General features: G+C 54.2%; 24 protein-coding genes. 11 read left to right on the top strand and 13 right to left on the bottom strand.

Annotated elements, in window-relative coordinates:
• A complete protein-coding gene (locus IM313_RS09660; protein ID WP_127334656.1) occupies positions 1-2,643 on the bottom strand; it encodes a T6SS effector BTH_I2691 family protein in 2,643 nt (880 codons plus the stop codon).
• Between the two features lie 324 nt (positions 2,644-2,967).
• On the opposite strand from IM313_RS09660, the gene IM313_RS09655 reads away from it, so the two are divergent.
• Positions 2,968-3,420, top strand: a complete 453-nt coding sequence (locus IM313_RS09655; protein WP_045260830.1) for a DUF1198 domain-containing protein — start codon at positions 2,968-2,970, stop codon at positions 3,418-3,420.
• Here IM313_RS09655 and IM313_RS09650 read toward each other — a convergent pair.
• Positions 3,417-4,337 (bottom strand): LysR family transcriptional regulator, encoded by a 921-nt coding sequence (locus IM313_RS09650; protein WP_049000249.1) that lies wholly within the window; start codon positions 4,335-4,337, stop codon positions 3,417-3,419. The two genes, IM313_RS09655 and IM313_RS09650, sit on opposite strands and share 4 nt — an antisense overlap.
• Positions 4,338-4,524: 187 nt before the next feature.
• Here IM313_RS09650 and IM313_RS09645 point away from each other — a divergent pair, with 187 nt between their 5' ends.
• The 8 genes from IM313_RS09645 to IM313_RS09610 are packed head-to-tail and all read left to right on the top strand — an operon-like array spanning position 4,525 to position 10,449.
• Complete coding sequence (locus IM313_RS09645) at positions 4,525-5,136, top strand: hypothetical protein (RefSeq protein WP_049000250.1); 612 nt, start codon at positions 4,525-4,527, stop codon at positions 5,134-5,136.
• Positions 5,137-5,146: 10 nt separating this feature from the next.
• Positions 5,147-5,923 carry an AfsA-related hotdog domain-containing protein gene (locus IM313_RS09640; RefSeq protein ID WP_028014968.1) on the top strand — a complete coding sequence of 259 codons (777 nt, stop codon included), beginning with the start codon at positions 5,147-5,149 and terminating at the stop codon, positions 5,921-5,923.
• A complete protein-coding gene (locus IM313_RS09635) occupies positions 5,916-6,749 on the top strand; it encodes a hypothetical protein (protein ID WP_049000252.1) in 834 nt (277 codons plus the stop codon). Before IM313_RS09640 ends, IM313_RS09635 begins: the two co-directional genes overlap by 8 nt.
• Before the next feature lie 7 nt (positions 6,750-6,756).
• Positions 6,757-6,981, top strand: a complete 225-nt coding sequence (locus tag IM313_RS09630; RefSeq protein ID WP_041911708.1) for a 2-hydroxymuconate tautomerase — start codon at positions 6,757-6,759, stop codon at positions 6,979-6,981.
• A gap of 3 nt (positions 6,982-6,984) precedes the next feature.
• The gene (locus IM313_RS09625) at positions 6,985-7,635 is read left to right on the top strand and encodes an HAD family phosphatase (protein ID WP_047366714.1); all 651 of its coding nucleotides are present in this window, start codon (positions 6,985-6,987) and stop codon (positions 7,633-7,635) included.
• A gap of 21 nt (positions 7,636-7,656) precedes the next feature.
• Positions 7,657-8,877 carry an MFS transporter gene (locus IM313_RS09620; protein WP_049000255.1) on the top strand — a complete coding sequence of 407 codons (1,221 nt, stop codon included), beginning with the start codon at positions 7,657-7,659 and terminating at the stop codon, positions 8,875-8,877.
• Positions 8,864-9,277 carry a carboxymuconolactone decarboxylase family protein gene (locus IM313_RS09615; protein WP_028014973.1) on the top strand — a complete coding sequence of 138 codons (414 nt, stop codon included), beginning with the start codon at positions 8,864-8,866 and terminating at the stop codon, positions 9,275-9,277. The genes IM313_RS09620 and IM313_RS09615 overlap by 14 nt, the downstream gene beginning before the upstream one ends.
• The gene (locus IM313_RS09610; protein ID WP_192971845.1) at positions 9,274-10,449 is read left to right on the top strand and encodes an acetyl-CoA C-acetyltransferase; all 1,176 of its coding nucleotides are present in this window, start codon (positions 9,274-9,276) and stop codon (positions 10,447-10,449) included. The genes IM313_RS09615 and IM313_RS09610 overlap by 4 nt, the downstream gene beginning before the upstream one ends.
• Positions 10,450-10,511: 62 nt before the next feature.
• Here the strand turns inward: IM313_RS09610 and IM313_RS09605 are convergent, their stop codons facing one another.
• The gene (locus IM313_RS09605) at positions 10,512-11,510 is read right to left on the bottom strand and encodes an aldo/keto reductase (RefSeq protein WP_192971844.1); all 999 of its coding nucleotides are present in this window, start codon (positions 11,508-11,510) and stop codon (positions 10,512-10,514) included.
• 207 nt (positions 11,511-11,717) lie between these two features.
• Between IM313_RS09605 and nepI the strand changes: the two genes are divergently transcribed.
• A complete protein-coding gene (gene nepI, locus IM313_RS09600; protein WP_192971843.1) occupies positions 11,718-12,908 on the top strand; it encodes a purine ribonucleoside efflux pump NepI in 1,191 nt (396 codons plus the stop codon).
• Positions 12,909-12,956: 48 nt separating this feature from the next.
• On the opposite strand, the gene IM313_RS09595 is transcribed toward nepI, so the two are convergent.
• The 6 genes from IM313_RS09595 to IM313_RS09570 all read right to left on the bottom strand — a co-directional run bounded on the left by IM313_RS09595 (position 12,957) and on the right by IM313_RS09570 (position 18,881).
• On the bottom strand, positions 12,957-13,862 hold the full coding sequence (locus IM313_RS09595; RefSeq protein ID WP_028014977.1) for an EamA family transporter: 906 nt from the start codon (positions 13,860-13,862) through the stop codon (positions 12,957-12,959).
• Between the two features lie 147 nt (positions 13,863-14,009).
• The gene (locus IM313_RS09590; protein WP_041911699.1) at positions 14,010-15,389 is read right to left on the bottom strand and encodes a carbohydrate porin; all 1,380 of its coding nucleotides are present in this window, start codon (positions 15,387-15,389) and stop codon (positions 14,010-14,012) included.
• A gap of 138 nt (positions 15,390-15,527) precedes the next feature.
• Positions 15,528-15,830 (bottom strand): PTS lactose/cellobiose transporter subunit IIA, encoded by a 303-nt coding sequence (locus IM313_RS09585; RefSeq protein WP_028014979.1) that lies wholly within the window; start codon positions 15,828-15,830, stop codon positions 15,528-15,530.
• Between the two features lie 5 nt (positions 15,831-15,835).
• Positions 15,836-17,212 (bottom strand): glycoside hydrolase family 1 protein, encoded by a 1,377-nt coding sequence (locus IM313_RS09580; protein WP_192971842.1) that lies wholly within the window; start codon positions 17,210-17,212, stop codon positions 15,836-15,838.
• 17 nt (positions 17,213-17,229) lie between these two features.
• Positions 17,230-18,555 (bottom strand): PTS sugar transporter subunit IIC, encoded by a 1,326-nt coding sequence (locus IM313_RS09575; RefSeq protein ID WP_028014981.1) that lies wholly within the window; start codon positions 18,553-18,555, stop codon positions 17,230-17,232.
• 11 nt (positions 18,556-18,566) lie between these two features.
• Entirely contained in the window at positions 18,567-18,881 is a 315-nt protein-coding gene (locus IM313_RS09570; protein WP_014830072.1) for a PTS sugar transporter subunit IIB, read from the bottom strand.
• 293 nt (positions 18,882-19,174) lie between these two features.
• On the opposite strand from IM313_RS09570, the gene IM313_RS09565 reads away from it, so the two are divergent.
• On the top strand, positions 19,175-20,125 hold the full coding sequence (locus tag IM313_RS09565; RefSeq protein ID WP_049000269.1) for a LacI family DNA-binding transcriptional regulator: 951 nt from the start codon (positions 19,175-19,177) through the stop codon (positions 20,123-20,125).
• 44 nt (positions 20,126-20,169) lie between these two features.
• Here IM313_RS09565 and IM313_RS09560 read toward each other — a convergent pair whose 3' ends face one another.
• From IM313_RS09560 to IM313_RS09545, 4 genes are all read right to left on the bottom strand, one after another.
• On the bottom strand, positions 20,170-20,466 hold the full coding sequence (locus IM313_RS09560; protein ID WP_032661999.1) for a YicS family protein: 297 nt from the start codon (positions 20,464-20,466) through the stop codon (positions 20,170-20,172).
• A 121-nt stretch (positions 20,467-20,587) separates the two neighbouring features.
• The gene (locus IM313_RS09555) at positions 20,588-21,952 is read right to left on the bottom strand and encodes an efflux transporter outer membrane subunit (RefSeq protein WP_059357163.1); all 1,365 of its coding nucleotides are present in this window, start codon (positions 21,950-21,952) and stop codon (positions 20,588-20,590) included.
• Complete coding sequence (locus tag IM313_RS09550; RefSeq protein WP_192971841.1) at positions 21,952-25,062, bottom strand: efflux RND transporter permease subunit; 3,111 nt, start codon at positions 25,060-25,062, stop codon at positions 21,952-21,954. Before IM313_RS09550 ends, IM313_RS09555 begins: the two co-directional genes overlap by 1 nt.
• Positions 25,062-26,183, bottom strand: coding sequence for an efflux RND transporter periplasmic adaptor subunit (locus IM313_RS09545; protein ID WP_192971840.1), 1,122 nt, complete (start codon positions 26,181-26,183; stop codon positions 25,062-25,064). Before IM313_RS09545 ends, IM313_RS09550 begins: the two co-directional genes overlap by 1 nt.
• Positions 26,184-26,281: the final 98 nt, after the last annotated feature.

The raw sequence follows: 26,281 nt of genomic DNA, 5'->3' as shown, positions 1-26,281 counted from the left end.
TTATGCATTTCCTTTGCCCAAGGCTTTGAACGCGTCTTGTTCCAATAGACTATTTTGGTATTGTGTTGGAATAGTTGATTCGCCATCAGGAATGCGCCGCCATAAGGTGCTTGCCAGCCATCCCTGGATCTCATTACGCGTCTGGCTGACTAACCAGGCGTTCGCTCCTAAAATCAATAACACGCTGACAAAGATCCCCCAAGGGCCGAGGATCAGGGCAAACAGGCTACCTTCCGCCACGCTGGCACTTGAAAGACCTAGATAGGTTAGTAGAGGAAGAATGATGGATTTTCCGGTGGCCAGAGTCATAAGACCAACACCTAGAGAATTGACCAAATGAGCTATACCAATATCCGTTTTACCCTCAGATATCTTTATTATGCCATCTGTAAATTCAACACCGGTAAATACTAACCCTCCCAGAAATCCAAGCCGCTCCCACCATGGCCAACTGGCGATTTTTAGCACAAATCGAGCACCAAACGTCACCGTCGGAGAAAGCTCTAATCGGATAATTCCAGCGGAAGCGCGCTTCAGGGTATCCATTGCGGCTGCCCATGCCATAGCGCCATTTGACGAGAAGCGCGCCCATCCGTCGGGTGTTCCGGGCCATCCCTCTTTTTGAAAACCATTTAGCACGACCCATCCCTGAAACAGAGCTGAAAAGGTGCTTCCAGCAAAGGGGAAGGCATTATGACCGAGTTCTGAGAGTATGGTATTGCCTGATATCCCTTGGGCTTTTGCAAGCTGAAGGTGAGTGGAGAACGGAAACACGGCGTTGACGATCTCATCCTCTGTTTTCAGTACGGATCCAAGTTTCGCCAGACGTTCATGTTCAGAAAGGGCCTGTAGTTTCTTCACCTCATCAATATCTATCAGTGTGGGTAAATAGGTTTTTATCCTTGCTGTTTCAGATATGCCACGGGACAGGTATTCAGCTTCTTTCTGCAGTGCCTGGTAAAGCCGCCCGCCTGTCTTACCACTCATTTCAAGAAGACCAGCCATACCCCGCGTGAGGGCGTTAAGGTATTGTTTTGTTCCTGTATCAACGGGTATTCGCAAAAACGCTTTTCCCTGTATAGCAAGAATAGAAATCGCAAAATTGACCTGTACGCCTTTGGCCATTTCGCCTGTCGCTTTCATGATTGCAGGCAGGTACAGGTAATGCAGCCTTTCAAGCGCGAGGTTTATTGCTGATGAATATTGTTGACTGATTTCCTTTACACCATCAGCCAACCTGTCCCAGCTGATACCTTTATCCCAGTCCCGACCGCCATGCGTATTCATTTCGGCTTCGAACTGCGAGATCCATGCATTATTGTTAAAAAACACCGCCCTTAAAAGATAGTTTTGCTCCTCCTTTTCAGACATATACAACTGTTGCTCAATAAACTTTATAACCCCGGCCTTATCCTCCATACCTACCAGACAATTAAATACGGTTTGAATGTAACGAGCACCACTCTGAGGCGAAGTTGGATCAAAATGTTGAATGAAGTAGGACTTCATTGCCGTGCTTTGTAACCAATTAAGAAACATTCTGGTCATCGGAACGATAATGCGTTCGTTATAGCTTGTAATGTGCTTAATCAGCTTGCTGGTAAATTCGTTTTGCTGATTTCTGTCGATATACTTTTCGTAGTGCTGCCAGACCTCGTTAACTCGCTCATTGCGTGTTTCTTCATCCAGCCTGTGAAGTTTTTCTGCTGATTCAGGATCGGGAAAATGTGGCCCGGCAGGGCTATCCCAACCGAAACGGGTTTTTTGTTCATTCCTGATATCACTGTCCTTCACCGTCTGGAACAGGCATTCCCGAACTGAGAGTTCCAGTCCGTTCAACATCGCACTTAATGCAATACCACGTTTAAATTCAGGGTTGTCGGCTATCGCCTGGTCAAAACGATATCGCGACAGTGATGAGATTTCCATGGCAGCAGCTACTGGGTCAGAAAGTAAAAGAAGTGCACCATGCTGAGCATCCAGGCTAGTTGCAGCTTTAATTAATTCACTGGCTGAATTCGCCGTTACTGGTTTAAATGGCGTAGGTGTCCAGTCTTTCATTTGACAAATACGGACCGAAGGGCTGTATTCCGCTACGGTCTGTGTGAGGAGATTGATAGACCTGGCCTGTTGACCTTGATGTGTCATCAACCATGCATCCATATCAAATTTTTGCATATACATTTGTTGCCATTCTGGCTTTTCATGTAACTGGCGGGTTTTATCAGTCCATTGCTCTTCAGACCAAATGAACCAGTAACTACCATTTTGTATACCCGGCGGCTTCATGGGGAGTGTGATAAGTGAAGCCGCCGCTAATTCTTGCGGTTGTGCGATACATGGCTTCAACTCCCCCTCAAACAATCGAGGCGGAACATTACCGTTGTGCGGAAGGGGATAAAAATAGCCATCATCAGTCACAAAGTAGTTTAACCAGTAACGGCATTGCTCGGACCAAATATACAAAAATCCCTTTCGTAATAGTCGCGCGGTATAGTCTGTTTCGCCTTCTGGTTGTATGGAAGGTGAAAAATCACTGGGGAGAGAAGGTAAGTCATCTCCCTTTGCCATGACTGCTGGGCGTATCGGTAGTAATGGCATACCCATACGTCGACAAAAATTGCATCCATGCGTCGTATTCATTCTATCCCTGTCTTATTGATATCTAAAAAGTATTGTAAGGGGATGATTATAACCATACAAAAAAAAAGGTTAAGATATGTCAGAGTCTAAATTACGGCAGCACGATATTTTAGGAAATTAACCTGTTTAATACGTATTACAGGTTTTGAGGATTGCGTCTACGGCGCTGCGCTCATCAAGCATTTTCAAAAGGTTAAGATCAGGCGCGCGCAGATCCGCTTTCATGCCGATTTTCCACCTGTTTTCCATTCACTATTATGTTTATGCCCGCTGTCGACACGCTGCGTTTCCCGCTATGATGAGCGGCTAGTCTAAGGAGAACGCATGGTCTGGATAATGCTGGCAACGCTTGCCGTGGTGTTTGTGGTGGGATTTCGCGTCCTGACCTCAGATTCCCGCCGCGCCATCAAACGTTTAAGCGAACGGCTGGGGATTACCCCGATGCCGATCGAGTCGATGATTGACCAGTTCGGTAAAACACCGGGCAATGAATTTATCCGCTACCTTGAGCGGCCTGACGAGGCGCATCTGCAAAACGCCGCGCAGGTGCTGCTCATCTGGCAGGTCTGTATTGTCGACGGTAGCGAAGAGAATCTGCATACCTGGCACCGTATGCTGCGTAAAGCCCGCCTTGCCGCACCCATTACCGACGCGCAAATTCGTCTGGCACTTGGCTTTATGCGCGAAATGGAGCCCGATCCGCAGGAGCTGAACGTCTTCCAGCTGCGCTATAACCAGCTATTTCTGCCGGAAGAAGGTGTGTTTTATCTGCATTAAGCCTTTTTCCCGCACAAGATATTCTGAGCGTTCAGGATCTCCTCTCTGTTTTCATTGAGGCGGGTTGCGGCATAGATATCAATATTTAATCTCTTTGCCTCATCGTCCGTTAGTTCGCGATAGCATAGCCCCTCCTGATTGAAGGTGCATTTTGACTGAGGCAGTAGCGCAAACCCTTTCCCTCTTGCGATACGGCTTAGCATCACGAGGGAATCATCCGGCTCTTTAATACGCTTCAGCGGCGTTTTCAGCGTGTCAAAGTAGCTTTCGCATTTATCATAGAATGACGGATTAGCGCTTCTCGAAAACCAAAAAAGTGGAAGATCGCTAATGTCTTCCAGCGAGACTTTCTCTTTCAGACTGGCAGGATGTAAAGAAGGCATTGCGATGAGCAACGGTTCCTGGCAGACCCAGCGGTATTGAACAATGTCTTCATGACCCGTTCCTTTTTCCCCGGTCAGCACCAGATCCAGCATATTTTTAGACAAGCTTTGCAGCAGCTGTGCTGACGTCAGGTCGGGCGTTTCAACGTCATCTCCGACGTTCATTTTTTGAAGCTGGGTATTTACAGGTTCAATATATTCAAAATTAAGCGTGCGCGTGAGACCGATGCGCAGACTCGTTTCTGAAGAGTGAGGATCTTCTTTTAAGCTGCTGATGTCTTTGAGTATTTTTTCTGCCTGAACGACCAGCGCTCGGCCTGCTTCAGTGAGGCTAACGTCATGCGTGCTGCGACTGAACAACTGACGTTTCAACACCGCTTCAAGGCATTTTATCTGACGCGTCAGAGGAGGTTGAGTCATGCGCAGACGTTCGGCAGCCTTACGAAAGTTCAGTTCATGTGCAACAGCGAGAAAGCATTGTAATTGTTTGATACTGGGCAGGTTATTGCTGATTAAATGTTCTGCTGTAGCCATACGTGGGTCCTAAATGCGAAAAGGTATTTCGTCTTTTTTCCATTTCGATATTACACGCTAAATGCTGGCAGCAAAACCCGTTTTAACAGTAATACAAAAAATATATTACAAATTTAACAATTCCAATAGTTTCCTGTATTGATAAATTTCTATCCGAATCCTCACTTAATCAATACTCGGAGTAATTATGTCGTCTAAATATGTACTGTTATCACGCTTCCCATTAAAAAACACTTTTTCTGAAAAAGAATTTACTTCCTTAAAAAGCAATGAAAACGTTCGCTACTATACCTGTGAAGAAAACGGCGTTAATGAATTGCTGGAATTACGCGCATTCAACGATATTAAAGAAATTGCATGGGTTGAAAGTGAAATGGAATCCATGTTCCATCGTTTCTCTGAAGTTCTTTCTGCCGATATCCGTCGCGAACTGCTTAAGTTTGTTGAATCCCCAATTGATAATAAAAATAGCTTGCCACAATCAAATTATATTCAACTCCGACACGTCGAAGTGCCTGCGCATAACTATCAGCAGTACCGTCAGTGGCGCGATGAAACCATTTTTAATGTTGTAAGAGATAACAAAGATAAGATTGAAAGTTTCGAAGCATTTCATTCACTGATCAGCGGCGTTCCGGGTGTAATGTTTATCTCCTCATTCAACGGCGATAAAGCAGCATATAAAGAAGCATTTACCAATGCGCGTTATCAGGAAATCATTCAACAGGCCGGCGATAACTTTATTACTGGCGGTAATGACGGCCTTTATACACGTATCTATCGTGCTTGCTGTTGTTGAGGGACAATGAATGAACTGTAAAAAGTTGGTAGTTGTTGGCGATAAATTTAATGAATTTGCCAATGGTAAAGATGTACTGACTATATCTCAGCTAGAATTATTGACTCAAATACCTGCGAATATCATTGATAAAGAACATGAAATTATTGTTGGGCAGGGCGTGCGCAAGGATTTTGCCGGAAAGGTAATTTCAAACCAGGCAAGAAATGCGATTCATGGTAATAAGTTAAAAATGTGCTCTCTGGAAAAACTGGTTAGCGACAAAAAAAATGCTTATTGCCATAAAAGACTGGAACAGAATGTACTTATAGGACCTGCGGAACAAGCTGAGCATAACCACGATCTTTATGCGATGCCGCTGTTAATTGATGAGCGTTGCGAATTGATGGCGGATCATCAGACGGGGCAGCATATTCAGGGAATGCTCCTGGTTGAAGCCAGCCGACAGGCCTTTATCGGTGTCACCGAAGAATTTATTTACCAGCAGGAAAGTGGACGCTATTACGTCATTAATAGCATGGCAATCAATTTCGCCAGTTTCCTGTTCCCTTTACCGGCGCTGGTCCACTTTGAATTTCTTGAAAAAGATATTAACGACCGCCGGGGGCGTTTCAAGGCTCAGGTTCGCGTCACTCAGCACCAAACGCTTTGCGCGACAATGGATGTCTCGTTCACCGTTTATCCTTCAGCCCTGATTACAGAGAAAGAGAAATCTCTGGCTGAGGTTGCCATGCAGGCGACCATTGTTGAGCAGCAAGGGGTGACTCAGGGGGTAACGCATGCCTGAATTACGTAGCCAGAAATACCGTCTGGCTGCGACCACGCAGGGGCCGCTTTACCCCCCTGCGGAGGTCATGGACGGGAAGGGTAATTTTGTCGTGGTGGGCATGGTGCCAGGGGATAACGGACTGCAGTGGCGAAGCGTCATTGTCTCTCCGGACAGCCCGCTTCCGGCATTTGGGGAAGTCGCACCCTATAACATTCTGTGCGATCTGGAAAAGATGCCTCAGGACGCGTTGAAGGACATCATTCTTCATACTCTTCCTTTACCCATTCCGATGAACAACTATCGGATGATTTTCGCACCAGAACAGCGGCCACAGGCCAATAATGAAATAAGGCCTGGCCTGCCACTTCATGAAGGCTATATCGCGGATTATCGCAGCAGCGATGGAAAGCGAGAGATCGAGCCAGTGACCCTCGCTGCCTGGCTCGAGGCAGAGGGCTCCTTTGAGGTCACATTGTCCGAAGATAAGAAACGAGCCCGGTTCACGTTTTCGTTCCGGAGCCTTGTTCCGGATAGCGTTTACACCGTGATGAGTCTCAGGGAAAACGATCTAGCCTCGGAGGATCCGAGCAGGCCAGGTCCGCTGGGAATACCCAACGTATTTATAACCGATAGCGAAGGTAATGCCGAATATTGGGCTGAGTTAACCGATCCTTTCCCGGCTCCGGCGAGGAAAGGAAACAGAATTATTAACGTAGTCGTACTTTATATGAGCTCGCGTCAGAGCTACGGCGGGGCAATTGGCTTTTATGGTCTTGGAGGCGATATCCATGCCCATTTAAAACTCAAAGGCCGTTCCTTCGATGAATTTACAACTATAGAGTGAGAAAAATATGCCATTTGTTCATGTTATGACCTGGCCTGCGAAAGATGAAAATCAAATCATAAGACTCCAGGAAGATATTACATTTGCCGTTCACAAAAACACGGGTGCGCCGCTGGATAAAATTTCCGTGGTGGTTTCTGAAATTGCGCCTTCTCGCTGGGCGGATGCAGGCGTGTCTGGTACGGATAGAGATTTTCCGGTTAAGAGTCGAAGAAAAAACTACGAGGAATAAAGTTTGCGTAAACATGCCGCTTTTTTTGATGTTGATGAAACGCTTATAAATATTAAAAGCATGTTTGATTTCTATGATTTCTGGTGCAGGGAAAATAATCAAAACGATCGTCTTCAACGCTATATGTCTCGTTTTCGCACCGACGTGAAAAACGGCGTGCCAAGGGAAGCCCTGAACAGAGATTATTATCGTCAGTTTAAAGGTGTGTCTTGTCGTTATCTGGAAGAAATGGGTGAGAAGTGGTTCAGGCGTAAGCTGGAAAGCAATTTTTTTATTGAGAGTGCTGTTTCAGCCCTTAAAAAACATCAGAACCAGAACATGTATACCGTATTTATATCGGGCTCTATGCTTCCGATTCTTTCACCCATTGCAAAATATCTTGGAGTAACGGAAGTACTCTGTGCGCCGGTGATAATAAATGACGAAGGTGAGTTGACGGGTGAAATCGGCCTGCCTCAAACAATTGGAACAGGTAAAAAAGACGCGCTTATCGCCTTTTGCGATGATAAAGAGATTAACCCCGTGGATTGTTATGCCTACGGCGACGATCTTTCGGATATTCCAATGCTGGAAGCCACTGGCCATCCCGTCTGTGTGGGAGAGCATTCCGCGCTTACCAGATATGCAACTGAAAAAAATTGGCACATTATTTAAATCCATATTGAGGTAAGTAGTATGACTTCAGAACTCACTCCGCAGAATATGACGTTAAGGTCATGGCTTGCTTTATTCATTCTGGCAATTTCAACCTTTACTATTGTCACCACCGAACTGGCGCCAGTCGGATTATTAACGCCAATCGCAGAGGGGCTACAGACTTCGGAATCTGCGGTGGGCATGACCGTGTCGCTTTATGCCTGGGTGGGGGCGTTGAGTGCGATGTTTGCCTCCGTCTTTTTAGGGAATGTGGCCAAGAAGCGGCTTTTACTTGTGCTTACCGTGGTACTTCTGGTCTCTAACGTTATGGCTGCGACGGTAAACGTCTATAGCATGCTGCTTAGCGCCCGCGTACTGGGTGCGCTCGCTCACGGCGCATTCTGGGCGATGATCGGCGCAACGGCGGTGGCTATGGTCCCTGCCAGATATATAGGGGCGGCGACGTCAATCGTATTTGGTGGTGTTTCCGCAGCAAGCGTTTTTGGCGTACCGGTATCCAACTATATTGGTATTCACTTCGGCTGGCGGCAGGCATTTTGGCTGATGGCCGCGCTGAGCGTAATTGCCTTTGTGGGTATTAGCGTTCTTGTTCCCAGGATTACCAGCAAAAGCGCGCTCGGGCTGGATGCGCTTAAAGGCGTGCTGAAATCGTCAACATTATGGAAAATTTACTCAGCAACCTTGCTGGCTGTGACGGCTCACTTTGCTGCCTTTACGTACATTGAACCCTGGCTACACACGCAGAGTTTACTGTCCACCACCATTATTCCTGCTGTGCTTTTTGTTTACGGCATCGCGGGTCTGGCAGGTAATTTCCTGACCGGCGTGTTGATTGATAAGTATCTCAAGCTGACGGTCTCTTTGTCTGTACTGCTGATCTGTGCAGTGCTGCTGTTCCTGGGCCTGTCTGGTTCCTCGCTCTCTGCTGCGTTGATATTTACCAGTATGGTTGTCTGGGGTGTCGCCGTATCAGGAATATTTGTCGGTTTCCAGACGTGGGTTTTACGTATGGCAGAGGATAAAGCCTTCCCGGCCTCCGCAATCTACGTTTCATTTTTCAATACCGCCATTGGTATCGGTGCGTCAGTCGGTGCCTGGATGGTTTCATCATTTTCAATGCCGCTCCTGTATATCGTCGCCGGTACGGCCATCGGTCTGTCCGTTCTGCTTGTCGCGGTTATTCCGGCAACGTTGACCGCAAAACAATCCCGTATGGAGAAATCTTATGAGTCAAATTAATGACCGCACGCGCTATGGCAGAGAGATTATGGACCGTCTTGAAGCGGGGCTTGCGGATAAAGTCACCCGCCGCCTGAGCGAGCTGGACCCGGGGCTGCCCGCCCTGATTACCGACTATGCGTTCGGGGATGTGGTGGGTCGTCCGGGACTGGATCTCAAAACGCGCGAAATGTTGACCGTCGCCTCGCTTGTGACGCTGGGTAATGCCATGCCGCAGCTAGAACTGCATATGCGAGGCGCGCTCAATACCGGCGTGACGCCGGAAGAGCTGCTTGAAATTGTGATACAGATGGCGGTATATGCTGGCGTTCCCGCCTGCATGAATGGTCTTACTGCATACCGCGCGGCAATGGCCGCGACGGGCCATACTTTGCCAGGACTGAAGGGAAGTGACGCATGAGCGAGATTGTTATTATTGCAGCCCGCCGCACGGCGACGGGCGCATTTCAGGGCGCGCTTGCGGAGCATTCAGCCTCTGGCCTGGGAAGCCGCGTCATTCAGGCGCTCCTGAAAGAATCTGGCGTAGAAGCCAGTGATATCTCTCAGGTCATTATGGGACAGGTTCTTACTGCGGGGTGCGGCCAGAACCCGGCCCGACAGTCGGCACTGAATGCTGGATTGCCCGTAGATACGCAATGTCTGACGGTAAACAAAGTGTGCGGGTCCGGGCTTAAGGCGGTCCATCTTGGCATGCAGGCGCTGCAGACGGGTGAGGCCGAGTTTGTTATCGCCGGTGGTCAGGAGAGTATGTCCAACGCGCCGCATATCGCCACGACGTCGCGTAGCGGAACGCGGCTGGGTGATATTACTCTCAAAGATAGCCTGGTTTCTGACGGGCTCTGGGATGCTTTCAACGATTATCACATGGGTATCACCGCAGAGAATGTTGCGACGGAGTTTGGTATTAGCCGCGAAATGCAGGATGAATATGCCCTTGCCTCTCACCACAATGCGCTTGAAGCGCAGGCGCGTGGCATTTTTGAGCGTGAAATTGTCCCGGTTGAGTGGCAGACGCGAAAAGGTGAAACGATCAGCGTGGAGAGGGATGAAGGACCGCGTGCAACCAGTATCGAAAAATTGACGAAACTAAAGCCTGTCTTCCGAAAAGAGGGTACGGTGACGGCGGGAAATGCTTCATCGTTGAATGACGGTGCCGCGGCGGTCCTGCTTTGTACGCGTGAGACTGCCGAAGCACGTGGTTTGCCGGTTCTGGCATCACTGGGCGTATTTTCCAATTCCGGTATCCAGCCGGCATTAATGGGTGCAGCCCCGATTCAGGCCATTGCCGACTGTCTTTCCCGCTCGGGATGGAAGCCTGAGGATGTCGATCATCTCGAATCCAACGAAGCGTTTGCCGCCCAGGCGCTGGCCGTGATTCAGCGGGCCGGGATTTCCCCGGATCGTATCAATCCATACGGCGGGGCGATCGCGCTTGGGCATGCGATAGGTGCATCCGGCTGCCGAATTTTGGTGACGCTGGTTCACTCCCTGATCCGTAATGATGCCAGGCGTGGCGTTGCCGCACTGTGCGTTGGCGGCGGGGAAGGCGTCGCGTTGAGCGTTTATCGCTAACGGCGTTTCCGTAGATATAAAAAAACCGGGGAAACCCGGTTTTTTATTTTTAAGATGCTGTATCAGGCATTCACGCCCTTCATACCCTCGGCAGAATAACGATCGCCTTTAATCGCTACCCGGCGATGAAGGTTGTTCAACGATTCGATATCGCTCTTCTCAAGCACAATATCGGCAGCGCGCGCGTTCTCGGCCAGATAGCTGACGTGCTTAGTACCCGGAATGGGAACCAGCCGATCGTATTGTGCTAACAGCCAGGCAAGCGCAATCTGACCTGCGGTACAGCCGTATTTTGTCGCCAGCGGGGTAATGATATCGAGCAACTGGCGATTATGATCGAGACTGGACTGAACAAATCGTTCGTTATTCTTGCGGAAATCACTTTCTGCAAAATCGTTGTTGTTCAGGTATTTTCCCGTCAGGAAGCCTCTGCCAAGAGGTGAGTAGGGCACCAGGCCGATACCTAGCGCTTTCACGACCGGCAAAATGTTTTCCTCGATGTCTCGTGTCCACAGAGAATATTCTGTTTGCAATGCGGTGACCGGATGCACCGCATGAGCCCGTTGCAGCGTTGAAGCCGACACTTCGCAAAGGCCGATGTGGTTGATCTTGCCCTCTTTAACAAGGGTGCGCAGACAATCCATACTCTCTTCGATCGGGGTTGCGTTACTCACTCTGTGAAGATAAAAGAGGTCGATTCGCTCCACGCCAAGCCGCTTAAGGGATTCGTTACAGCAGCGGATGATATAGTCCGGCGTATTGTTGATGGTGCGGGCGTAGGACTCGTCAGGAGAGCGATCAATGCCGCACTTCGTGGCGATTTTGAACTGGTCGCGAGTGTTTTTATCCAGCCCGGCAAGAAAGTGACCGATTAGCCTTTCATTATGGCCACGGCCATATAAATTTGCGGTATCAATAAACGTCACGTTCAGATCGATGAGGTTATGCAATACCTGCAGTGAGCCTTTGTCATCAGTCTGGCCATAAAATTCACTCAGACCCATGGCACCGTAGCCGACGGCACTGACGGTAAGATTTTGAGATAAAGTACGTGTTTTCATAGTTTCTCCTTTTCAGACGCTATGATTGTTTCACCTCAATTGTGGTTACTGAATTTTCATTTTCGTTATGCTGAAAAGGTATCAGTCACCGCCGATCTGCCTTCCGAATCATTAAAAACGACAAAAGTTGTCTAAACGTTAAATTCGTCACACTTTTGATGATAAACTGCGCGACTTTTCCGCACGTTTTTATCTTCAGGTGACGCCATGACAGAACATATCCAGCCCACAACCAGACCGCAGACCAAAGAGGTGTCGCGCCCCAACTGGTCGGCGGTTTTCTCCGTGGCGTTCTGCGTCGCCTGCCTGATTACCGTTGAGTTTCTACCGGTGAGCCTGCTGACGCCGATGGCGCAGGATCTGGGCATTTCCGAAGGCGTGGCGGGGCAGTCCGTTACCGTCACCGCCTTTGTGGCGATGTTCGCCAGCCTGTTTATCACTCAGGTGATTGGCGCGATTGATCGCCGCAAAGTGGTCATTCTGTTCAGCGTGCTGCTGACGCTCTCCTGCCTGCTGGTCTCTTTCGCGGAAAGCTTCACCCTGCTGCTGCTCGGTCGCGCCTGTTTGGGGCTGGGATTAGGCGGCTTCTGGGCGATGTCGGCCTCGCTGACCATGCGCCTTGTGCCCGCGCGCACCGTGCCAAAAGCGCTGTCCGTTATCTTCGGCGCGGTCTCTATTGCGCTGGTGATTGCCGCGCCGCTGGGCAGCTTCCTTGGTGGGATTATCGGCTGGCGTAACGTCTTTAACGCGGCGGCAGTGATGGGTGTGCTCTGCATTATCTGGGTGTGGAAGGCGCTGCCGTCCCTGCCGGGCGAAGCGGCGCACCACAAACAGAACATGTTCGCGCTGCTCAAGCGTCCGGGCGTGCTGGCGGGGATGACCGCCATCTTTATGGCCTTTGCCGGGCAGTTTGCCTTTTTCACCTACATCCGTCCGGTGTTTATGACCATGGCGGGCTTTGACGTGGACGGCCTGACGCTGGTGCTGTTGAGCTTCGGTATCGCCAGCTTTATCGGCACGTCGCTGTCGTCCCAGTTCCTGAAGCGCTCCCTGAAGGTGGCGCTGGCAGGGGCGCCGCTGGTGCTGGCAGCGAGCGCCGCTGTGCTGGTGCTGTGGGGCAGCGATAAGTGGGTTGCCTCGGCGATTGCGATTATCTGGGGCTTTGCCTTTGCGCTGGTACCGGTGGGCTGGTCGACGTGGATCACCCGAACGCTTGCCGATCAGGCGGAAAAAGCCGGGTCGATTCAGGTGGCGGTGATCCAGCTGGCGAACACCTGCGGTGCGGCCATTGGCGGCGTGGCGCTCGACCATCTGGGGCTGACGTCGCCGCTGGTGATCTCCGGCACGCTGATGCTGCTGACCGCGCTGCTGGTGGCGGGGAAGGTTAAGGCGAAGTAGTGTTTTTCTCCCTCTCCCGTGGGAGAGGGTTGGGGTGAGGGCATCAGGCTACGCCGATGCCTTAACCCTTCTACGCGAATCCATCGAAATCAGCACCACCGACGACACGATCAGCAGTGTCCCCAGCCAGTCCGGCAGCGTAAACGCCACGCCCAGTAACACCACCGACAGTAGCGCGCTGCTCAGCGGCTCGGCGCAGCTCAGAATGCTCGCCTTCGGCCCGCCGATCATCTGCGCGCCCTTCAGGTACAGGCTGAACGTCAGCGCCGTGCCGATCACCACCAGGTAGAAAAACGCCAGCAGCAGGCCGCCGTCAATCACGAAAGTGGTGCCGCGCCCGGCGTAGAACGGCGTCAGCATTAACCCGGCAATCAACATGCTCCAGCCGACAATCGGCAGCGTGCCGTAGCGGGCAATCAGCGCTGACGGATAGGTGGTGTAAAACGCGGCGGCAAACGCCGAGGCGATGCCGAAGAACAGCGCGGCAGGGGAGATGGAGAGCGAGGTTGGGTCGCCGTGGGTCACCAGCAGGAAGGTGCCGATCAACGACGTAAAAATCGCTGACAGGACAAACACGCCGGGGCGCGTTTTCCGCGCCAGGGCGAACCACGCCACAATGATGGTCGGCGACAGGAACTGGAGCACGGTCGCCGTAGCGGCGTTGGATTTTTCAATCGTCAGCAGGAAGGTGAGCTGCACGGTGAGCGCGCCGACCAGCGAGAAAAACAGCAGACTGAGGGCGTCTTTACGATGCTTGATGATCGAGAAAATCTTGTCGCCGTGAACGAAGGAGAGCGTCAGCAGGATCACGCCGGTAAACAGCAGGCGAACCATGGTCAGGTAAGGCGAAGAAATGTGGCTTTTCTCCATGATGTACTGCGCGCAAACTCCGGAACTGCCCCATAAAACGGCGGCGATCAGGACGTTCAGCATCCCTTTGCGTGTGGAACCCATTTTCTCCCCTGCTATGTTGTCGTTAATTGGCCAACAGCATAGCATGGTTGTGTGCGGCCTGATGCCCTCACCCCGGCCCTCTCCCACGGGGAGAGGGGGAAAACCGTAGGCCGGGTAAGCGTAGCGCCACCCGGCATGTTGTTGACCTTAGAACCACGCCTCCCACATCGCGCCGACGTTGAAGTCGTCGAGCGTCTCGTCTTTGGTATTGTTCACGCGCGCGGTGCGTTCATTATCCACTTTGCCGCCGGTGACGTAGAAGCGCAGCATCGGACGGAACTCCGGCCCCATGGCGATAGACATGTTCTGCGACAGGGTCAGCTTCCAGCCCTTGTTGTCGCCGCCGTTGTCGTAGTCAACGTGCTGCCAGCCTGCTTCCAGCCAGGTAGAGTGAACGTCGTTCCACCAGTGCATCGGGCGCACGATGGCGTTGTAGTTCTTGCGGTTGTCGGTCTTATCGCGGCTGTTGTCGTAGTCGTGGAAGGCGAGGATGTACTCCACCTGCGTGGCCTGGGTGAATTTATACAGCCCTTCGAAGCTGGCGTAGACCGTGGTCAGATCTTCGGTTTTGTTGAACACGCTGTTGTCCGCGTTATCGGAGTAGCGGGCGATCACCTTGTTCACGCCGCTGTCGTTGGTGTGGCTCAGCACCACGCCGCCCTGCCAGGCGTTCAGGCGTTCGTCGCTCTCCACCGCTTTGGAGTCAAAGCCGTAGTTGGCGTACAGCTCCATGTCGATCGGGCCGAGCTTCATGCCGTGGATTTTGGAGGTCGCGGCGTAGTTGCCCTTGTCGCCCGTGCCGGAACCGCCGGTACAGGTGATGCGCGACGGGTTCGCTTCATCTTCCATCACTTCCGGACTACAGGATTCGACTGCCGCCACGGCAGCCACGTCAAACTGCACGCCGCCGATGTCGAAGTTCTTCACGCCCGCGCCCTGGCCGTCGTGGTTCATCCAGAAGTAATCGTTGATGCCCTGCTGCGGACGCTGGTGGAAGTCACGACCGGCCCAGAAGTAGGCATTTGGGTTGGAGGCCATAATGTTGGTCACCCCCGCGTAGGCTTTTTTCAGGTTAACCTCGTCGCCCCAGTGGTCGATCATCACGTTGATGTCCCAGATGGCGCCGTTGTCCCCTTTGAAGGCCTTGGAGAGCTGGAATTCCCCGCCGTTACCTTCGTTACCCAGACGACCAATCGCGGACGCGCCGTTGTAGGAGCCGTCCACCGCCACGTATTTCTGATCGGCGGCCTGGAAGTGCGCGCCGTAGCGGGCGTAGCCGGTAAATTTAATGCCGAACGGGATCGCCATATCCGGGGATTGCGCCGCGCTTTGCGGCTCGGTTACCACGTCCGCTTTTTTCGCAACCGCCGCATCCATTTTGGCCTGACGCTCGGCCAAAGCTTTATCTACCGCTTTCGCCACAATGGCGTCGATTTGCTCCTGGGTAAATTCTTGTGCGAGTACGGAAATTGGGCAAAGCGCGGCGATAACCGCCATGGTTAATGGAAGTTTTTTAATCGTATTCATGGTTATCTCAATATAGTTTAATTTTATTCAGACAATAACCATCCCGCTCCGATCTGACAGAGTATGTCGCTATCATCAGAACAAGTGGATCTCTATTTAGGGTACAGAGGTATTACATTAACTTTATTTCGCCATAGACTATCTCTGATATAAATGAATAATTTCTTCAGACAGTTCACGCGCTAATAAGGAATTCATTAAATGATCCTGCGCGTGCACCATGATTAACGTCATCGGCTGGCGGCCTTCGCCCGCATCCTGCTCGATCAGTTTGGTCTGCATCTTGTGCGCCTGGCGCGCGTAGCCGTCGGCTTCGTGCAGCAGGCTTTTGGCCTCGTCAAAGTTGCCCTGACGCGCTGCGTGCAGCGCTTCAAAGCACAGGCTGCGGGACTGTCCGGCGTTGACGATAATTTCCATTACGGCTTCTTCTAGTGCGATCATCATTATTACTCTTTTTCAAAACTATTATTTAAGGCGGTGGCGGCAAACCACTCTCCGCTTTTCTTAATGGTGCGCTGCTGCGTCTCTAAATCAAGCTGGATAAATCCGTAGCGGTTTTTATAGGCATTGCACCACGACCAGTTATCAATAAACGTCCACATATGGTAGCCAAGGCAATTGCACCCTTCGCTAATCCCTTTATGCAGCCACGTTAAATGCTCAGAAATAAACTCGATGCGGTAGTGATCGTTAATCTGGCCATTTTCAATAAAGCGCTGTTCATTTTCGACGCCCATGCCGTTTTCAGAAATAAAGCAGCGAGGGTTGCCGTAATTGTCGCGCAGGTTAACCAGAATATCGTAAATACCCGGCGCGTAGATTTCCCAGCCGCGGTACGGATTCATCTTGCGGCCCGGCATCTCGTAGTTATCAAAGAACCACTCCGGCATAAACGGCGCCTGCGGGTTCACCGCGCTGTCGCGACACTTCACGCGACGCGGCTGATAGTAGTTCACGCCGAGCAGGTCGATTTTTCCTTCCGCAATCAACGCGCTGTCTTCCGGCCTGCAGGCGGGCAACTGATCGTAGGATTTCAGCAATGCCACCAGGTCGGCCGGATACTCCCCGCGCAGTACCGGGTCAAGGAAGCTGCGGTTAAACATCAGGTCCGCGATGTGCGCCGCCTTCACGTCCGCCGGGTTCTGCGAGCGCGGGTAGGACGGCGTCAGGTTCAGCACGATGCCGATCTCACCCGCGTAATGTCCGGCGCGGTAAGCCTGAACGGCCTTCGCGTGGGCCAGCACGGTGTGATACGCCACGGTGGCGGCCCGGCGGAAATCCACCACGTTGGGATAGTGGAAGTCGTACAGATAACCGCCCTCCACCGGCACGATCGGCTCGTTGAAGGTAAACCAGTGCAGCACGCGGTCGCCGAACAGTTCGAAGCAGATCTGCGCATAGCGGGCGTAAGCGTCCACCACGTCACGGTTTTCCCAGCCGCCGATCTCTTGCATCGCCATCGGCATGTCGAAATGGAACAGGGTGATAAACGGCGTGATGCCCTGTTCATTCAGCTCATCAATGACCTGATTGTAAAAATCGACCGCTTCCGGGTTCACTTCACCGATACCGTCGGGGATCAGGCGCGCCCAGCTAATCGAGGTGCGAAAGCTGTTGTGGTTCAGCTGCTTTAACAGCTGAATGTCCGTTTTCCAGTTTTGATAAAACGTGGAGGTGTGCTGCGGCCCCACGCCGTTGTGAAAACGGTTCGGCTCGCGGGCAAACCAGTAATCCCATGTGGTTTCCCCCTCTCTTGCCCCTTCGGTCTGGAGAGCGGAGCTTGCGCTGCCCCACCAGAAGTTATCGGGAAATGCGTATTTCATGTCCTTTCCTCTTTGACTTAATTGCTTGCGGCTTCAGCGGTACCGACGGTTGCCTGGGCTTTCTGCTCTTCGTTTTTCATCAGCGTACGCTCATAGGCGCGCAGGAACGGCAGGTACATCAGCGCGGACATCACCATACAGACCAGGCACATTATCACCGGACTGAGCGCCCAGTTTGCCGCCCATGAGGCACCAATCGGCGCGGGGGTGGTCCACGGGGTTAATGACACCACCTGAGCCAGCCAGCCGAGCTTCGTTGCGCCGTACGCCAGGCAGGCATTGACCAGCGGAACAAACACGAACGGGATAAACAGCATCGGGTTCATGATGATCGGCGCACCGAACAGAATCGGCTCATTGATGTTAAAGAAGCTCGGCACAATGCCCATTTTGCCGATGGTGCGCAGGTGCGTGGCGCGGCTGCGCAGCAGCAGGAACGCCAGCGGCAGCGTGGAGCCTACGCCACCAATCAGCAGGTAGTGATCCCAGAAGCCCTGCAGGTAAACGTGCGGCAGCGCCGCGCCTGCGGCGAGCGCCGCCTGGTTTGCGGAGAGGTTCGCCATCCAGAATGGGTTCATGATGCCGGTGACAATCAGCGAGCCGTGAATACCGGCAAACCAGAAGATCTGGCACAGCAGCACGGAGAGCAGTATCGCGGGCAGGGAGTCGGATGCGGATACCAGCGGCTCCAGCAGGTGCATGATCGCCTGCGGGATGATCATTCCGGTCTGCGCTTCAATGAACAGGTTCAGCGGGTGCAGCGTACCGATTACCACCATCACCGGGATCAGGATCTCAAACGAACGCGCCACGCCGGTGGGCACTTCCTTCGGCAGGCGGATGGTCACGTTGTTCTGCTTCAGCCACGCATAGACACGTGTGGCGTAAATCGCGGTGATAAGCGCGGTAAAGATGCCCTGACCGGAGAGATACTGGGTCGAGATTTTACCGTCGGCATACGGCGCGGCGACCAGCAGGAAGGCCATAAAGGCCAGCAGGCCGGACATCACTGGGTCGAGGTTAAACTGACGCCCCAGGCTCGCCCCAATCCCCACCGAAATGAAGAAGGTCATCACGCCCATGCTGAGGTTAAACGGCAGCATCAGTTGTTCGCGGTAGGTCTGGGAGAAATCCAGCCAGCCGCGGGCGAAGCTGTTGGTGGTATCCGCCGAGAACGGCGGGAAGATGAACACCAGCATAAACGAGCCGATGATCATAAACGGTAGCGCGGCGGTAAAGCCGTCGCGGATGGCAATCACATACTTTTGCTGACCCAGCTTTGCGGCCAGCGGGGTAATTGACTGCTCAATCACCGCGACCATGGATTGATATAACGAACTCATGTGAACACCTTTTAGTGTGCCGCTTCGATGAGCGACAGAGCATAGTCCAGTACTTTATCGCCACGCTGCATGCCGTAGTCCATCATGTCGATGGGCTGCACCGGAATGCCTTTCGTAGCCGCCTTGTCTGAGAGTGTCTGTAACATGTATTTCACTTGCGGTCCGAGAAGTACCACCTGGTATTGCGGAAACTGCGTATCAAATTCGGAAACACCGTACGCATCAATCTTCACCGGCAAACCACGTTCTTTCGCGACATCGACCATTTTGCTAACCAGCAGGCTGGTGGACATCCCGGCAGAACAACACAGCATAATCTTGAACATCGACAACCATCCTCTAAATGTAAATAGTTATTGCGAGAATGATTGGACATGATACGGAAACCGGTTTCCATTTATAAAAAGCAGAACTGTGATAACCATCAAGATCCAATGCTTATGAGGCTAATTAACCGGATGTGGGTCACATAATTTGGCTGTTTTGACATCATTTTGAGTGGAAACGGAAAATCGGTTTCCATGAAAAACGGAAACGGATATACTCCGTTCTGGCTATAATGTGAGCCGTAGCGGTTATGGAATTTGCAGGCGCGAGGTTAGCCTGCCAGGGGAAAGAGATGTCGACAATCAATGATGTATCACGTCTGGCCGGGGTGTCTAAAGCCACGGTATCGCGAGTGTTGAGTGGGTCACGTGGCGTTAAGGAAGCCAGCCGTCAGGCCGTGCTGAAGGCGGTGGATGAGCTGAACTACCGGCCTAACGTGATTGCCCAGTCGCTGCTGAGCCAGTCGACGGGCTGCATTGGGGTGATTTGCGCGCAGGAAAACATTAACCAGACCACCGGTTATCTTTACGCGCTGGAAAAACAGCTCAGCCAGCATCAAAAACACCTGCTGCTGCGCTTCGCCCATAGCAAAGCGGAAGTGATGAATGCTCTTGAAGAACTCTCCTGTGGCCTGTGTGACGACATTCTGGTGATTGGCGCCCGTTTCCCGCTGGACGTGGATATGGAAAACGTCATTCTGGTGGACTGCATGGAGGCTGATTACTCCAACAGCATTCAGTTCGATCACGCCTTTGCCGCCGAAACCGCCTGTAACTATCTGACCAGCCAGGGGCGTCGCCAGATTGCGCTGATCCACCCGCACGGCAGCGGGTTTGCCGACCAGGTGCTGCTTGGCTATAAGCACGCGCTGGAGAAAAATTTCCTGCCCTTTAATCGCAACCTCGTCTTTATGGACGCAACCTCCTCGTCCGTTGCGCTTCAGGAATTACTCAACAATGCGTCCACGCTGAACTTCAACGCGCTGCTGGTGGCGGATGAGCAGGAAGCCCAGCGGGTGATCCCGCAGCTGCAGGCGTTTAATAAATCCGTACCGGACGACATTATGGTCTTTAGCCTAGCCGGATCGCTGCACCTGCCGGGGATTCCGGTGATCCCGGCGATTGAATATTCAATGGATGCCATGGCGGCGCGTATCGTAAGCTGGCTGACGGAGAAAACGCAGATGCTCGGGTCCTATGTTCTGCGCGGGGATCTCATCATTCCGGACGTGCGGAAGCGTTAAAACATTTTCCAGGCCGGGTAAGCGCAGCGCCACCCGGCGAGAACTCAATAATCTTCCAGACAATCCACCTGACCAACCGCAGCCCAGTAGGCGTCCAGGTTGTCGCGCTTCACGGCGGTGATGGCGTTTTTGATCAGCAGCTGATTGGCCTCGGACGACAAAATCATCTCCTGCCAGGCCTTATCGCTCTGCTTTTTCTGAGGCGTACAGGTTTTCTTAATATCTTTCAGGACCTGTTGCTTAATCTGCGCCTCTTTCGCCGGATCCTCTTTTTCCTGAGCATGGACAAACGCGGCGAACAGCAGACAAACCAGCAGGCAGACCAGGTGCGCAGCTTTCATCAACAACCCCCTTTAGACGTCACAGGCTTCCCATGAAATATATCGTTACATTCAGTGTAGCGATTCCAGTCGAAAGTATGATTTTCTCTTTTCTGCGCATGAGAATCGCCCACCGATAAGGTTACTGGATCCCCCCGCCCAGCGACTGCCACAGCGTGATGCGGTTCTCCAGGTCGGTTTGCTGCAGCGCAATCAGCGATTCCTGCGCCGACCACAGCGACCGCTGCGCGGTCAGTACCGTCAGATAATCCCCCGCGCCCGCCTTATAGCTGCGCGTTGCCACATCCAACGTTTTTTGCTCGGCCGCCACGTATTCTCGCTGGGCATCAAGCTGCTCGCTGAGCGTTTCACGGCGCGCCAGCGCGTCGGCTACGTCTTTAAACGCGCTTTGGATGGCTTTTTCGTAGGTCGCAATTAACCCTTTTTTCTCGGCTTCTGCATAACGCAGCTGCGCCAGATTGTTGCCACCGCTGAACAGCGGCAGGGTGATGGACGGCGCGAATGACCAGACCTTCATCCCGTGGCTGAACAGGGAGGAGAGCGAGTCGCTGCCGACGCCCGCGCTGGCGGTCAGTGAAATGGTCGGGAAGAAGTTGGCGCGCGCCGCGCCGATATTGGCGTTGGCGCTCAGCAGGTTATGCTCGGCTTCCTGTATGTCCGGGCGACGCAGCAGCGCGCTGGAGCTGACGCCCGCCGGGATCAGCGTGATGGCGTTATCGCTCAGGCTCTCCAGCGTGCCCGGCAGCAGGTTCTCCGGCACCGTATCGCCCGCCAGCAGATTGAGGGCGTTTTTGTCCTGCATCACCAGCGTCCGGTAGCTTGCTACGCTGGCGCGCGCCTGCTGGTAAACCGCCATCGCTTCACTGACGTCCGTAGCCGCCGCGACGCCCACTTCCTGCTGGCGCTTCACAATCTTCAGCGAGTTTGCCGCGCTCTCCATTGTGGATTTCGCCAGCGCCAGGTTGCTGTTATCCGCCGCCAGCGTCACCCAGGCCGTGGTCAGCTCGCTAACCATCGTAAGGCGCGTGTTCTGCGCGGTGAACTCGCTGGCAAGCCAGGTTTCACGCGCGGCGCGGGAGAGGCTCTGGTTGCGGCCAAACAGATCCAGCTCGAAGCTGGAGACCGCGCCGTTGGCTTCGTCGCTTGTCGCAACACCGCTTGCCAGCGTGCGGCTGCGGGTGTGGCTCAGCTCGGCGTCCACCGTCGGAAACAGGGACGAGCGCGTTTCACCGTACTGTGCGCGGGCGGCGTCGATATCCGCGATCGCTTTTTGCACGTCGCGGTTGCTGTTCAGCGCCATCGTCACCACACTTTTCAGCCTCGCGTCGTTCATCACCTGCTGCCACTGGCTCACCACGGCGGTGGCTTCGCCGTGCGCGCCGGGCAAGGTCGCCGGGACGGGAGCGTCCGGGCGTTGATAGGTAGGGTCTAACGACACACACCCTGCGCTCAGCAGGGCTAACGCTAAAACAGTGACACGAAACATTATGACCTCCGGTTCGCGTGTTTACCGGAGAACAGACGTTTCACCAGTACAAAGAATAAAGGGACGAAGAAGATCGCCAGCAGCGTCGCGGCCAGCGTTCCGCCGATAATGCCGGTACCAATTGCCACGCGGCTGTTGGCACCGGCACCGGTTGCAACGGCCAGCGGCGTCACCCCTGCGATAAACGCCAGCGACGTCATGATGATGGGACGCAGACGCGTCTGGGCGGCACGCAGGGCGGCGCGCGTCAGGGAGTAACCTTCTGCGACTTTGGCTTCGGCAAACTCGACAATCAGGATGGCGTTCTTCGACGACAGGCCGATGGTGGTGAGCAGCGCCACCTGGAAGTAGACGTCATTACTCAAGCCGCGCAGGGAGGCCGCAAGCGCCGCACCCAGCACCCCAAGCGGGATCACCAGGATGACCGAAATCGGCACCGACCAGCTCTCATACAGCGCCGCCAGGCACAGGAACACCACGAGAATGGAAAGGGCATAGAGGCTCATCGCCTGACCGCTTGCCAGTTTTTCCTGCAAAGACAAACCGCTCCACGCCCAGGTGCTGCCGGACGGCAGGCTGTTTGCCAGCTGCTCCATTTTGCTCATCGCCGTGCCGGAGCTCGCGCCGCTGGCGTTTTCGCCCTGTATCTCATACGCCGCCGAGCCGTTGTAGCGCACCAGGCTTTCCGGGCCATACTCCCAGCGGGTGGTGGCGAAGGCGGAGAACGGGGTCATGGTGCTGTCGCTGCCGCGCACATACCATTTGTTGAGATCGGACGGCACGGCGCGATAGTCGCTGTCGCCCTGGATGTAGACCTTTTTCACGCGGCCGCGATCGATAAAGTCGTTCACGTAGGTCCCGCCCCAGGCGCTGGAGAGGGTGTTGGTGACGTCGCTCAGGGACAGCCCCAGCGACACGGCCTTGTTGTTGTCGATATCCACCTGAAGCTGCGGCATCTGCGGCAGATCGTTGGCGCGCACGGCGTGCAGCGAGCTGTCCTGGTTGGCTTCGCCAATCAGCTGGTTACGCAGTTTCAGCAGCGCATCGCGGTCGGTGCCGCCGCTGGCCATCAGCTCAAAGGTAAAACCGTTGCTCTGGCCCAGGCCGTCCACCGCAGGCGGCGTCATCGCAAAGATGGTCGCATCGCGGATGGTGCTCAGTTCCTGCGTGGCACGCAGGGCGATGGCCTGAGCCGTGTTTGCATCGCCTTTACGCTCTGACCAGTTCTTTAGGGAGACAAACGCCATCCCGGCGTTCTGGCCGCTGCCGCTGAAGCTGAAGCCTTCAATGGTGAAGATCACGTTGGTGTTGGCTTTCTCTTTGGTGAGGAACCACTCGCGCACCTGGCGGCTGACTTCGGCGGTACGTACCGTCGTCGCGCCGGCTGGCAGGGTGTACTGCACCATGATTTCGCCCTGGTCTTCCGTCGGCAGGAAGCTGCCCGGCAGCTTAAGCATGGCGAAGCCCATCGCGCCGCAGAGCAGGGCGTAGATGACCAGCATGCCGCCGGAACGGCGCAGAGCGCGCAGCACCTTGTTCTGATAACCGCGCTCGGTCCTGCTATAGAAGCGGTTAAACGCGCCGAAGAAGCCCTTTTTGTGCGGCGTCGTGTGGCTCAGAATCGAGCCGCAGAGCGCGGGCGTCAGGGTCAGCGCCACCACCACGGATAGGAACATCGCCGAAATAATGGTGACCGAGAACTGACGGTAAATCACCCCGGTGGAGCCGCCGAAGAAGGCCATCGGCAGGAATACCGCAGAGAGCACCAGCGCAATGGCGACCAGCGCGCCGGAGATTTCGCCCATCGATTTCTCGGTGGCTTCCCGGGCGGGCAGCCCCTCGTCGCGCATAATACGCTCGACGTTTTCCACCACCACGATGGCGTCATCCACCAAAAGCCCAATCGCCAGCACCATCGCAAACAGCGTCAGGGTATTGATGGAGTAGCCGAACAGCGCCAGCACGCCGAAGGTACCCAGCAGAACGACAGGTACCGCCAACGCGGGGATCAGCGTCGCGCGGACGTTTTGCAGGAACAGGTACATCACCACCACCACGAGGACAATGGCTTCGAACAGGGTCTGAATCACGTCCTCAACGGAGATCTTGATGAACTCGGTGCTGTCCTTCGGGTAGGCCACGTCGTAGCCTTCCGGCATCGACTTTTTGAACTCGGCAATCTTATCTTTCACCGCCGTCGCAGTGTTGAGCGCGTTCGCACCCGGTGAAAGCATGACTGCCATACCCGCCGCCGGGTGGCCGTTGAGCTTCGCGGTGGCGGTATAATCTTCGCTGCCCATCTCCACGCGGGCGACATCGCTGATGCGCACCACCGCGCCGTTGGATTGGCTCTTCACAATGATGTTTTTAAACTGATCCACCGTCTGCAGGCGCGACTGGGCGCGGACGGTGGCGGTCAGCTGCTGGGCGTTCGACGAGGGTAGCGCGCCGATTTTACCGGCGGAGACCTGCACGTTCTGCGCTTCAATCGCGCTCTGCACGTCGGACGGCATCAGCGAGTAGGACGCCAGCTTCGCCGGATCGAGCCAGATGCGCATCGCGTATTCCGCCCCGAACACCTGCAGGCTCCCGACGCCTTCCACGCGCGCCAGCGGATCCTGCATATTACTCACCAGCCAGTCGGCAATATCCGAGCTGCTGGCGGTGTCGGTTTTATCGTACACGCCCATGATCAGCAGGAAGTTGCTCTGGGATTTTTCGACGGTGATCCCGGACTGCTGCACCTCGGTGGGCAGGCGCGATTCCGCCTGCTGGACTTTGTTCTGCACCTGCACCTGAGCGGTGTCCGGGTCAGTGCCCTGCTCGAAGGTGACGGTAATGCTCACCGATCCGTCCGAGCTGCTGGTGGAGGTGAAGTAGAGCAGGTTATCCAGCCCGGTCAGCTGCTGCTCGATCACCTGCGTTACGCTGTTTTCCAGCGTCTGCGCGGAGGCACCGGTATAGGTGGCGGAGATTTTAATCGACGGCGGGGCGACGTCCGGATACTGCGCCACCGGCAGCGTGCGGATCGCCAGCATCCCGGCGAGCATGATAAGAATGGCGATAACCCAGGCAAAGACCGGGCGACGCACGAAGAAACGGGAAAACATCAGGCGTTTCCTCCACTGGCTTTCATCTCTTCGGCTTTCACTTCCTGCCCGGCGGTCACCTTGTCGGTGCCTTCGACGATAAGCTTATCGCCCGCCTTCAAGCCGCTCAGCACCAGCCATTTGTCGCCGTAGGTGTCACCCGTTTCCAGCTGACGCTGCTCGACCTTGTTGCTGGCATTGACCACCAGAGCGGTGGCGGTGCCTTTGGCGTCACGGGTGATGCCCTGCTGCGGCGCGAGGATCGCGTCGCTCATGACGCCTTCATCCACCCTGGCGCGGACAAACATGCCCGGCAGGAGCTGATGCTGCGGGTTCGGGAAGACGGCGCGCAGCGTGACCGAGCCGGTTGATTCATCCACCGCCACTTCGGTTAACGCCAGGCGGCCTTTCTCGCTGTAGGTGCTGCCGTCTTCGAGGATTAACGACACGCTTAGCGTATCGCTATTGGTGGCAAGGGTTTGCTTGCGTAAACGCAGCAGATCGGCGCTGGAACGAGTTAAGTCGACGTACATGCTGTCCAGCCCGCGAATGGTGGCGAGCGCGGTATCCTGCTGGGCGGTGACCAGCGCGCCGGGGGTGACGGAGGAGATGCCGATGCGTCCGGCAATCGGCGCGGTGACGGTGGTCCAGTTGAGGTTAATGCGCGCGCTCTCCTGCGCGGCCTTCTTTGATTCAACGCTGGCCTTGTCCTGCGCGCAGGTGGACTTCGCGTCTTCTGCGTCCTGACGCGACACGCCGTCGTCTTTCACCAGTTGCGTATAGCGCTGGGCTTTCTGGCAGTCGGCCTGCACCAGCGCCTGGGCCTGTTTCAGCGCCGCGGCGGCTTCATCAAACGCCGCGCGGTAGCTGGAAGGGTCAATTTGATACAGCGCCTGTCCGGCCTTCACGGTATCGCCTTCGGTGAACAACCTCTTCTGAATAATGCCGCCCACCTGCGGGCGCACTTCGGCGCTCATGGCGGCGGTGGTGCGGCCCGTGAGTTCGCTGACGACGGAGACCGGTTGGCTCATGAGGGTGACAATCCCCACATCCGGAAGAGGATGCTGGGGAGCAGATGTTTGCGCATTATCGCACCCGGTCAGGAGGAGTAATGCCGCGATGGAGGTTGTTATGGTTTTCATAATCTTTTTCCAGGGTGAACGATGCCTGCCCTGTTAAAGGATCAACAGGGAGGGGGGCTATTTAAAGGCACAGCGATACCGCATCTCCGGCATGGCCG

This window comes from Enterobacter cloacae complex sp. P2B (assembly GCF_014895985.1).
GTDB classification, from domain to species: domain Bacteria; phylum Pseudomonadota; class Gammaproteobacteria; order Enterobacterales; family Enterobacteriaceae; genus Enterobacter; species Enterobacter bugandensis.
This window is presented reverse-complemented; position numbering and strand designations above follow the sequence as displayed.

Excerpts from the sequence above, each read along its gene's own strand:
- IM313_RS09585 (WP_028014979.1), bottom strand. The coding sequence starts at position 15,830 with ATGATCGCACTAGAAGAAGCCGTAATGGAAATTATCGTCAACGCCGGA.
- IM313_RS09565 (WP_049000269.1), top strand. The coding sequence starts at position 19,175 with ATGTCGACAATCAATGATGTATCACGTCTGGCCGGGGTGTCTAAAGCC.
- IM313_RS09560 (WP_032661999.1), bottom strand. The coding sequence starts at position 20,466 with ATGAAAGCTGCGCACCTGGTCTGCCTGCTGGTTTGTCTGCTGTTCGCC.
- IM313_RS09605 (WP_192971844.1), bottom strand. The coding sequence starts at position 11,510 with ATGAAAACACGTACTTTATCTCAAAATCTTACCGTCAGTGCCGTCGGC.
- IM313_RS09660 (WP_127334656.1), bottom strand. The coding sequence starts at position 2,643 with ATGAATACGACGCATGGATGCAATTTTTGTCGACGTATGGGTATGCCA.
- IM313_RS09550 (WP_192971841.1), bottom strand. The coding sequence starts at position 25,062 with ATGTTTTCCCGTTTCTTCGTGCGTCGCCCGGTCTTTGCCTGGGTTATC.
- IM313_RS09595 (WP_028014977.1), bottom strand. The coding sequence starts at position 13,862 with ATGGGTTCCACACGCAAAGGGATGCTGAACGTCCTGATCGCCGCCGTT.
- nepI (WP_192971843.1), top strand. The coding sequence starts at position 11,718 with ATGACAGAACATATCCAGCCCACAACCAGACCGCAGACCAAAGAGGTG.
- IM313_RS09570 (WP_014830072.1), bottom strand. The coding sequence starts at position 18,881 with ATGTTCAAGATTATGCTGTGTTGTTCTGCCGGGATGTCCACCAGCCTG.
- IM313_RS09590 (WP_041911699.1), bottom strand. The coding sequence starts at position 15,389 with ATGAATACGATTAAAAAACTTCCATTAACCATGGCGGTTATCGCCGCG.
- IM313_RS09575 (WP_028014981.1), bottom strand. The coding sequence starts at position 18,555 with ATGAGTTCGTTATATCAATCCATGGTCGCGGTGATTGAGCAGTCAATT.
- IM313_RS09610 (WP_192971845.1), top strand. The coding sequence starts at position 9,274 with ATGAGCGAGATTGTTATTATTGCAGCCCGCCGCACGGCGACGGGCGCA.
- IM313_RS09545 (WP_192971840.1), bottom strand. The coding sequence starts at position 26,183 with ATGAAAACCATAACAACCTCCATCGCGGCATTACTCCTCCTGACCGGG.
- IM313_RS09555 (WP_059357163.1), bottom strand. The coding sequence starts at position 21,952 with ATGTTTCGTGTCACTGTTTTAGCGTTAGCCCTGCTGAGCGCAGGGTGT.
- IM313_RS09635 (WP_049000252.1), top strand. The coding sequence starts at position 5,916 with ATGCCTGAATTACGTAGCCAGAAATACCGTCTGGCTGCGACCACGCAG.
- IM313_RS09620 (WP_049000255.1), top strand. The coding sequence starts at position 7,657 with ATGACTTCAGAACTCACTCCGCAGAATATGACGTTAAGGTCATGGCTT.
- IM313_RS09640 (WP_028014968.1), top strand. The coding sequence starts at position 5,147 with ATGAACTGTAAAAAGTTGGTAGTTGTTGGCGATAAATTTAATGAATTT.
- IM313_RS09655 (WP_045260830.1), top strand. The coding sequence starts at position 2,968 with ATGGTCTGGATAATGCTGGCAACGCTTGCCGTGGTGTTTGTGGTGGGA.
- IM313_RS09650 (WP_049000249.1), bottom strand. The coding sequence starts at position 4,337 with ATGGCTACAGCAGAACATTTAATCAGCAATAACCTGCCCAGTATCAAA.
- IM313_RS09645 (WP_049000250.1), top strand. The coding sequence starts at position 4,525 with ATGTCGTCTAAATATGTACTGTTATCACGCTTCCCATTAAAAAACACT.
- IM313_RS09630 (WP_041911708.1), top strand. The coding sequence starts at position 6,757 with ATGCCATTTGTTCATGTTATGACCTGGCCTGCGAAAGATGAAAATCAA.
- IM313_RS09615 (WP_028014973.1), top strand. The coding sequence starts at position 8,864 with ATGAGTCAAATTAATGACCGCACGCGCTATGGCAGAGAGATTATGGAC.
- IM313_RS09580 (WP_192971842.1), bottom strand. The coding sequence starts at position 17,212 with ATGAAATACGCATTTCCCGATAACTTCTGGTGGGGCAGCGCAAGCTCC.